The sequence below is a fragment of the Microbacterium umsixpiens genome (assembly GCF_053543675.1).
Genome location: NZ_JBLVOH010000150.1, coordinates 52,107 through 59,384, shown reverse-complemented (window position 1 = coordinate 59,384; position 7,278 = coordinate 52,107). Strand labels below are relative to the sequence as shown.

The following is a 7,278-nucleotide window of genomic DNA, read 5'->3' as shown; positions in this document are numbered from 1 at the left end:
TCAGCATGTTCTCCGGGTCGGTGAGGGAGATGCTCCCCGTGCCACCGGGGAACAGCAGCGGGAAGACCTGACCGAACGCCTCCTTCGTGTCCTCGAAGGCGCTCGCGAAGATGGTCTGCATGCGCTCGTCGAGGTCGGCGATGATCGTCAGGAGGTCCTGACGCGTCTGCGTGAGATCGGCCAACTGCTCGGTGAGGAAGGCATGGCGCTGCTCCAGCGCGGCGAACTCCTCGAGCGCCAGCGGGTTGACGCGTCCGAGCTGTGCAAGCTTCCGCTCGGCATCGGCCAGACGGCGCTGCTGGATGCGGCGGTCGAAGGGGATCGCCGTGTCGTCGAGCAGCTCGTCTGCGGGGTGCTCGACTCCCGGGTCGCGCGGTACGAGCTGATCAGGGCCATATTCCGCGACGAGAATATCTTCGTCGAGGGCCAGCTCAGACGAGACCCGCTCGAGCAGGCTGTTGAGATGGAGTTTCTTCTCGTGGATCTGCAACTCGAGACCGTGCACGCTCTCGGTCAGACCCGCGAGGCGCTCCCGCAGCGACGTCTCCTGGGCGCGGAGCCCGACGAGCTCCTCGTTCTGCGCCGAACGCGCGGCCTCCGCCTCGGCCAGGGCCAGGCGCGCCTCGGTGACCGAGCGGTCGAGGGAGTCGAGGATCCGCGGCAGCTCCTCCGCGACGCCCGAAGCCGCTTCGCGCTGGGCACGACGGATCACCGCACGCCGCGCCGCTTCGGCCGCGGCATCGCGCTCCTGCTCGCGCTGCCGCTCGAGACTCGTCACCCGCGCCTGGGCCGCGCGCACGCGTTCCCGCAGCGTCTCGATCTCCAGCCGCGCTCGCACCTCGCCCTCACGGGCCATCTCGAGCGTCTCGAGCAGCCCGTCTCGCGCGGAGGCGTCGAGGACCGGACGCGGAGCCGCGATCGCCTCGTCCAGCGCAGCTTTGGCGGCTTCCGCTTTCGCCTCCGCATCGGACACGGCGGCCTGCGCTTGGGCCAGGCCGGTTTCGAGTCGCTCGCATTCGGCGACCGCGGATTCGTGGCGGACGGTGACCCGGTTCACCTGCTCGGCATGGGTGGCGAGGGCTGCATCATGCTCGCGCAGAGCACGGAGCGCGTCCTTCGCCTGGCGTCTGGTCGTCTCGACTGCTTCGTTCGCGTCCTCGCGCGCCTCGCGGAGCGAGTCCACCACGATCTGAATCTCCGCCAGGCGCTCGGCAGCGGCATCCCGCTCCGCCGCGAGCTCCAGTCGCGATCGTTCGCCACCGGACCCGGTGCGTAGCGTCTGGGCGGTGATCACGTCGCCCCCGACGGTCACGATCGTCGTCGAAGTGTCCCCGGCTCCGTCGAGCGCCGTGCGCGCGACACGGGCGGCGCCCAGATCGTCTGCGATCAGAACGTGCGACAGGATGCCCAGCACACCGTCGGGTGCCGTCACAGTCTCGACCGCGGGTGTGACGCCCTCGATCGGGGCGGCGACGGGCTCTGGACGAAGCGCGTCGGCGACGACGAAGTCGACGACTCCCCTGCGGTTCTCGGCAGCTTCTGCCGCCTGGGCGAAAGCGTCGGCCGCAGTGTCGATGAGAACGCCTTCTGTGAGCGGACCGAGGACCGCGGCGATCGCCGCTTCGTAGCCGGCACGGACCTGCACGGCGTCTCCGACGAGTCCGCGAATGCCCTTTCCGCCGGCTTTGACGATCTCGGCGGCGCCACCCGACAGGGCCAGAGCACTGCTCAGGGCCGCGGCCTTCGCGGTCAGGGAGTCGACCTCACGCTCGGCCGCATGCAGTCGCTCACGCAGAGTCTCCCGCTCGGCCTCCGCGGCTGTCGCCGCCCGCTGCGCGCTCTCGTACGCGGCCGCATGTTCGACGGCGGTGCCCTCGGGTGCTTCGGCATCGTCGATCGCCTCGAGCGCCTCGGCAGCCTCCCGCCTGCGCGCGTTCGCCGCCTCGAGCGCGTTCTCCTGACGAAGCACCGCGCCTCGCACGGCGGCGAGTGCCGAGGCCGCGGCGTCAGCGGTGCCGCGCAGCGCCGAGAGGCGCATGTCGTATTCCGACACCAGCGCACTCTGCTCGGCGATGTCCACATCGAGCGTGTCGAGCTCGGCCCTGGCGTGCACGACGTCACGGCTCGCCGACGCCGCCGCATCCTGCGCGTCGCCGAGACCGGCCGAGATCACGTCGATCTCGTCCTTCGCCTCATCGATAGTGGCCTGGGTCACGGTGACGGCGGTGACGGCAGCGTCGTCATCTTCGGATCCGAGCAGCGCCAGGCGTTGGTTCGCGAGCGTGTAGAGCCCGCGCATCCGCTCCTGCACCTGCTCCAGACCGAAGGCCACGCTCCGGGCCTGATCGACGGCGACCGAGTTCTGATCCTGCTCGAGCCGAGCGATACTCGCTCGCACCGTTTCGGCCTGGTCCGACAGGACCAGCCGCTCGGTGTGGCGTTCGTGCTCGGTACGGGTGTGGTCGGCGAGAGCCGTACGCAGCGCGACGACGTCGTCCGCGAAGATCCGGGCCTTCGCATCACGCACGACGGCAGCGATCGTCTGCGCCTCGCGCGCGATCTCCGCCTGGCGCCCGAGCGGCTTGAGCTGACGGCGGATCTCCCCCGCCAGGTCGCTGAGACGGGTGAGGTTCGCCTCCATCGCATCGAGCTTGCGGAGGGTCTTCTCCTTGCGGCGGCGATGCTTGAGGATTCCCGCCGCCTCTTCGATGAAGCCCCGCCGGTCCTCGGGAGAAGCCTGCAGCACCGTATCGAGGCGCCCCTGCCCGACGATCACGTGCATTTCGCGGCCCAGTCCGGAGTCGCTGAGAAGCTCCTGCACATCGAGGAGCCGGCATCCTTCGCCGTTGATCGCGTACTCGCTCGACCCGTTGCGGAACAGCGTGCGGCTGATCGTGACCTCGGCGAACTCGATCGGGAGGGCACCGTCGGCGTTGTCGATCGTGAGCTGCACCTCAGCGCGCCCGAGCGGGCCCCGCGTCGAAGTGCCCGCGAAGATGACGTCCTCCATCTTTCCGCCGCGGAGCGTCTTCGCGCCCTGCTCCCCCATCACCCAGGCAAGGGCGTCGACGACGTTCGACTTGCCCGACCCGTTGGGGCCGACGATGCAGGTCACGCCGGGCTCGAAGACGAAGCTCGTCGGCTGCGCGAACGACTTGAACCCTTTGAGCGTCAGGCTCTTCAGATGCATGCGGGCACCGCTCGTCCGGGGAGAATCACGCCGCTACGCTACCGGAATCACGGGCTTCAGCCGTCATCCCGCGCGGGCGTTCGTCGAACCGATACCGCTCGACGACACGCCGTAAGATACGGAAACGCTTGACGCTGCCCGCTCGTGTTCGCTACCGTTTCCTCCGGATCGCCACACGAAAGGAGGTTACCGATGATGATGATTCAGCTCAACGCACAGGCCACTGGCCTTGCCGCGCCCGCGCACTCTGCGCTGCGCCCTGCGTTCTCGGTGACCGCCGGCGTCCGCATCAGCGCGCTTTCGTAGCAGCGCACCCCGAGAATCACGGCCCGTAGTGGGCCTCCTCTCTCCGGTCGGTGCATCCGCGCCCCACCCTCTGTTCCGCAACCGGAACATGGATCTCGCCGCCTTCGGCTCCCACGCTCCGTGGTCCGAGGAGCCGCCGTCGTCCGCGCCCCTGGCGGCCATGCTCGCCATCGAGGTGCGACGTCTCCTGCACCCGCTCGCCCACTTCCCTTTCGAAGGACTCTCTCGTGAATACCACGTTGCGCCGCAACATCACCCACCCGCCCGATACCGAGGACCGCGAGGTCTTCCAGATCCCCCGCGACGATGAGCTCCGCCGTTTGGCGCTCACGGATCGCCTCTCTCTCCGGATCGGCCTCTGGCTGCTCCAACGGTCTCAGCGCCCGCGTCGGCAACGCCGCGCCGTCCACATCGAGTCGGCGGAGCTGCTGATCTCCGAGCAACGTCGCCGCGCCGAACATGAGCTGGGCGTCCTCACGGCCTTCGCCCTGCAGCGCGGTATCCGCTGATTCCGTCGCCCGAGGGACGCCGAGTCCCACATCCCTCTTGAACCCACACCAGTAAGGACCTGACATGACCATCGCTGAACCGACGATCACGCCGTTGATCGTCCCGACCTCGATCGATGACGACACGGCGGCGGAGTTCCGGGCGTACGGCGAACTCAACCGCCAGATCTGCGACGAGCAGGTCGGACTTCCGGGCCTCGCCCTGGAGGCGGCGCAGGTTCTGCCCGGCTGGCAGGACGACACCGACTCGCTGGACCGCGGCTTCGTCGCCCGTGTCGACGGTGAGATCGTCGGCATGGCGACGATCTCCTTCGCGCAGGAGGAGGAGGCGAACGCCGGCGAGATCGACATGCTCGTGCCGGAGGCGCACTGGGGTCATGGCATCGAGAACGCGCTGCTCGCGCGCGCCGAGGAGGAGGCCAGATCGCGCGGTCGCACCGTTCTTCAGCTGTGGAGCCTGCACCGGCCGGAAGAGACCGAGCGCATGCTCGTGCCGAGGACCGGGTGGGGCCGCGTGCCGGCCACGCCCCTGAGCGATCTGGCCGAATCCGCCGGATACACGCTCGAGCAGGTCGAGCGGAACAGCGAGTTCGATCTGCGCTCCGACCCGGCGCTCCTGCGCACGGCGCTGGCGGAGGCGAACGCTCATGCCGGTTCGGAGTACCGGATCGTGGAGTGGATGCTGCCGACGCCGCCGGAACTGCGCCCGGCATACGCCGGCATCCTCGCACGCCTGTCGACAGACGCCCCGAGCGGGGAGATGGACTTCGTCGCCGAGGTGTGGGACGCCGATCGTGTCGCACGGCGGGATGGGCGAATCGCCGACTCCGGACGTGTCGTCTCGGTCGCCGCCGTGCAGCACGTCCCCACCGGCGACATCGTCGCCTACAACGAGCTGCTGATCGGGACCGATCACACGGGCGTCACCCATCAGTACGGCACCCTGGTGTCGAAGGACCATCGCGGTCATCGGCTCGGGACGATCGTGAAGTGCGCGAACCTGCTGCGGTGGCAGGCACTGATGCCGGAGTCGCCCGTCGTCTCCACGTTCAACGCGGAGGAGAACCGCCCCATGCTCAGCATCAACGAGAAGATCGGCTTCCGGCCGGTATCGTATGCCGGCGGGTGGCAGAAGAAGCTCTGAGGCACGTGCGGGCCCGATCTCATTCTCCGGGATGAGGTCGGGCCCGCTCCGTCATCCGCCGGATCGACGACATCGGGTGTTCTGCTGACGAGAGTGGAAACATGAACATCCCCGTGATCGAAGCCCATGCCCTGACCAAGACCTTCGGGATGACACGCGCCCTCGCCGGAGTCGATCTCGCGATCCATCGCGGTGAGTCCGTCGCGATCATGGGCGCCTCAGGTTCCGGCAAGACGACCCTGCTGCATGTACTGGCCGGAATCACCACGCCGGATGCGGGCAGCGTTGTCTTCCGGCCGACTGAAGGCGCTCCCATCGAGGTCACCGCGCTCGGTGAATCCGCGCGGTCGCGACTGCGCCGCGAGAGGTTCGGCTTCGTCTTCCAGCAGGGGCTGCTCATCCCGGAGCTGACGGCAGTGGAGAACGTCGCGCTGGCGTCGATGATCAACGGCATCCGACGTCAGGATGCCATCCAGCATGCGGCGTCGTGGCTCGCCGCCCTCGGTCTCGCGGGTATGGAGGATCGCCGGATCGGCGAGCTCTCCGGCGGTCAGGCCCAGCGCGTCGCCATCGCGCGTGCGCAGGCCACGGGCGCGGAGCTCGTCTTCGCCGACGAGCCGACCGGTGCTCTCGACTCGCACACGTCGTCCGAGGTCATGGATGCCCTGCTGTGGTCGACCACCGCCCAGGGCCGGACCCTCGTCGTGGTCACCCATGACCCCGAGGTGGCCAGTCGCTGCACCCGCACGGTCGCCGTCCGCGACGGACGAATCGTCTCTTCGGCGGTGGCCGCGTGAACCGGCACGTCCTCGCTCTGCTGCTGCGCCCCGCACCAGAGCAGAACAGCGTGCTCGCCCTTCCCGTCGTGGCGTTCGGCGTGGTGACCACACTGGTGCTGACCGTGATCGGAGGCGCCCAGTCATTCTGGGGCTGGACGGACCCTGAGGCCCCCATCTATCAGGCGCTCGCCGCCATCGCGCTCGTCCTCCTGGTCGTCCCGCTGATGTCGCTCGGCGGGGCAGCGGCGCGGCTCTCCGCCCGTCGCCGGGACGAGCGCCTCTCGACCCTGCGGCTGCTCGGGGTCTCCCCTGCCGGCGTCACGGTCGCGACCGTCGCCGAATCCGTTCTCGTCGCCGCGGCCGGAGCACTCGCCGGTGTCGTCGGGCACGTCGCGCTGAGTCCGCTCATCGGCCTGATCCCGTTCCGCGGCGAAGCTCTCGGGTTCGGTGCGGTCGTGCTACCTCCGGCCCAGATCGCCGTGGTGCTCGCTGGCGTGCTCGTCCTCGCTTCGGCGAGTGCGGTCGTCGGGCTCCGTCGCGTGGTGATCTCGCCCCTCGGGGTCCGCACCCGTGCCACGACAACCAACGTGCACTGGATCCGCGCGTTGATCGCCGCGGGCACAATCGCGATCGCAGTCGTGCTCATCAAAGTCTTCCCGTCCATCGGCGGGCTGGTCACCACCATCGTCGTGCTGGCCGGACTGTTCGGTGCCGCGCTCGCGGTGCTCAACGTCGTGGGCCCGTGGGTCCTCAAGGTGTCGGCATCGCGACAGCTTCGCCGGGCCGAACAGCCGGAGCGGCTGCTCGCCGCGCGCGTGGTCCTGGATTCTCCCAAAGCCGCGTGGCGGCAGGTCGGTGGCATCGCGATGGCGAGCTTCATGGCCGTCTTCGCCGGAACGGGCGTGGCGCTGATGAACGTGATGACCGGATCGGAGGCGGCCGAGGCCGACATCGCCCTGGCCACCGATATCCGCACCGGTCTCGTCATCACCCTGATCGGGTCGTTCCTCATGGTGGCGGCGTCCGTCGGCGTGAACCAGGCGTCCGACGTGCTCGACCAGCGCGAGCTGCACCGCAGCCTCCATCACCTGGGCATGCCGCTGGAGACCGTGGACCGTGCCCGGAGACGTGCGATCATGTCCCCGCTGCTGATCACGGCGATCGGCTCGGCTCTGGTCGCGGCCGTCCTCGTGATCCCGCTGCTCGGCATCGCACTCATCACGGCGCCGCTCTCGCTCCTCACGATCGCGGCGGTGGTCGGTGTGGGGATCGGGATCGTCTGGGCGACCACGTGGGCCACGCGTCCGCTGCTGCGGGGAGCGTTCCAGACCGCATGACCGGCCGCGGGGG

At 69.2% G+C, this 7,278-nt stretch carries 5 protein-coding genes; 4 read left to right on the top strand and 1 reads right to left on the bottom strand.

Going from position 1 to position 7,278, the window contains the following annotated elements:
* Positions 1–3,190: chromosome segregation protein SMC (gene smc / locus ACNPM4_RS14980; RefSeq protein WP_448986180.1), on the bottom strand; the 3,190-nt coding region annotated here is incomplete at its 3' end.
* A 533-nt stretch (positions 3,191–3,723) separates the two neighbouring features.
* Here smc and ACNPM4_RS14975 point away from each other — a divergent pair.
* The 4 genes from ACNPM4_RS14975 to ACNPM4_RS14960 all read left to right on the top strand — a co-directional run bounded on the left by ACNPM4_RS14975 (position 3,724) and on the right by ACNPM4_RS14960 (position 7,265).
* Positions 3,724–4,005, top strand: coding sequence for a hypothetical protein (locus tag ACNPM4_RS14975; RefSeq protein ID WP_029263529.1), 282 nt, complete (start codon positions 3,724–3,726; stop codon positions 4,003–4,005).
* 64 nt (positions 4,006–4,069) lie between these two features.
* Positions 4,070–5,149: a GNAT family N-acetyltransferase gene (locus tag ACNPM4_RS14970; RefSeq protein WP_448986178.1), complete on the top strand. Its 1,080-nt coding sequence runs from the start codon at positions 4,070–4,072 to the stop codon at positions 5,147–5,149.
* A 101-nt stretch (positions 5,150–5,250) separates the two neighbouring features.
* A complete protein-coding gene (locus ACNPM4_RS14965) occupies positions 5,251–5,946 on the top strand; it encodes an ABC transporter ATP-binding protein (RefSeq protein WP_029263531.1) in 696 nt (231 codons plus the stop codon).
* Entirely contained in the window at positions 5,943–7,265 is a 1,323-nt protein-coding gene (locus tag ACNPM4_RS14960; protein WP_372466925.1) for an FtsX-like permease family protein, read from the top strand. Before ACNPM4_RS14965 ends, ACNPM4_RS14960 begins: the two co-directional genes overlap by 4 nt.
* Positions 7,266–7,278: the final 13 nt, after the last annotated feature.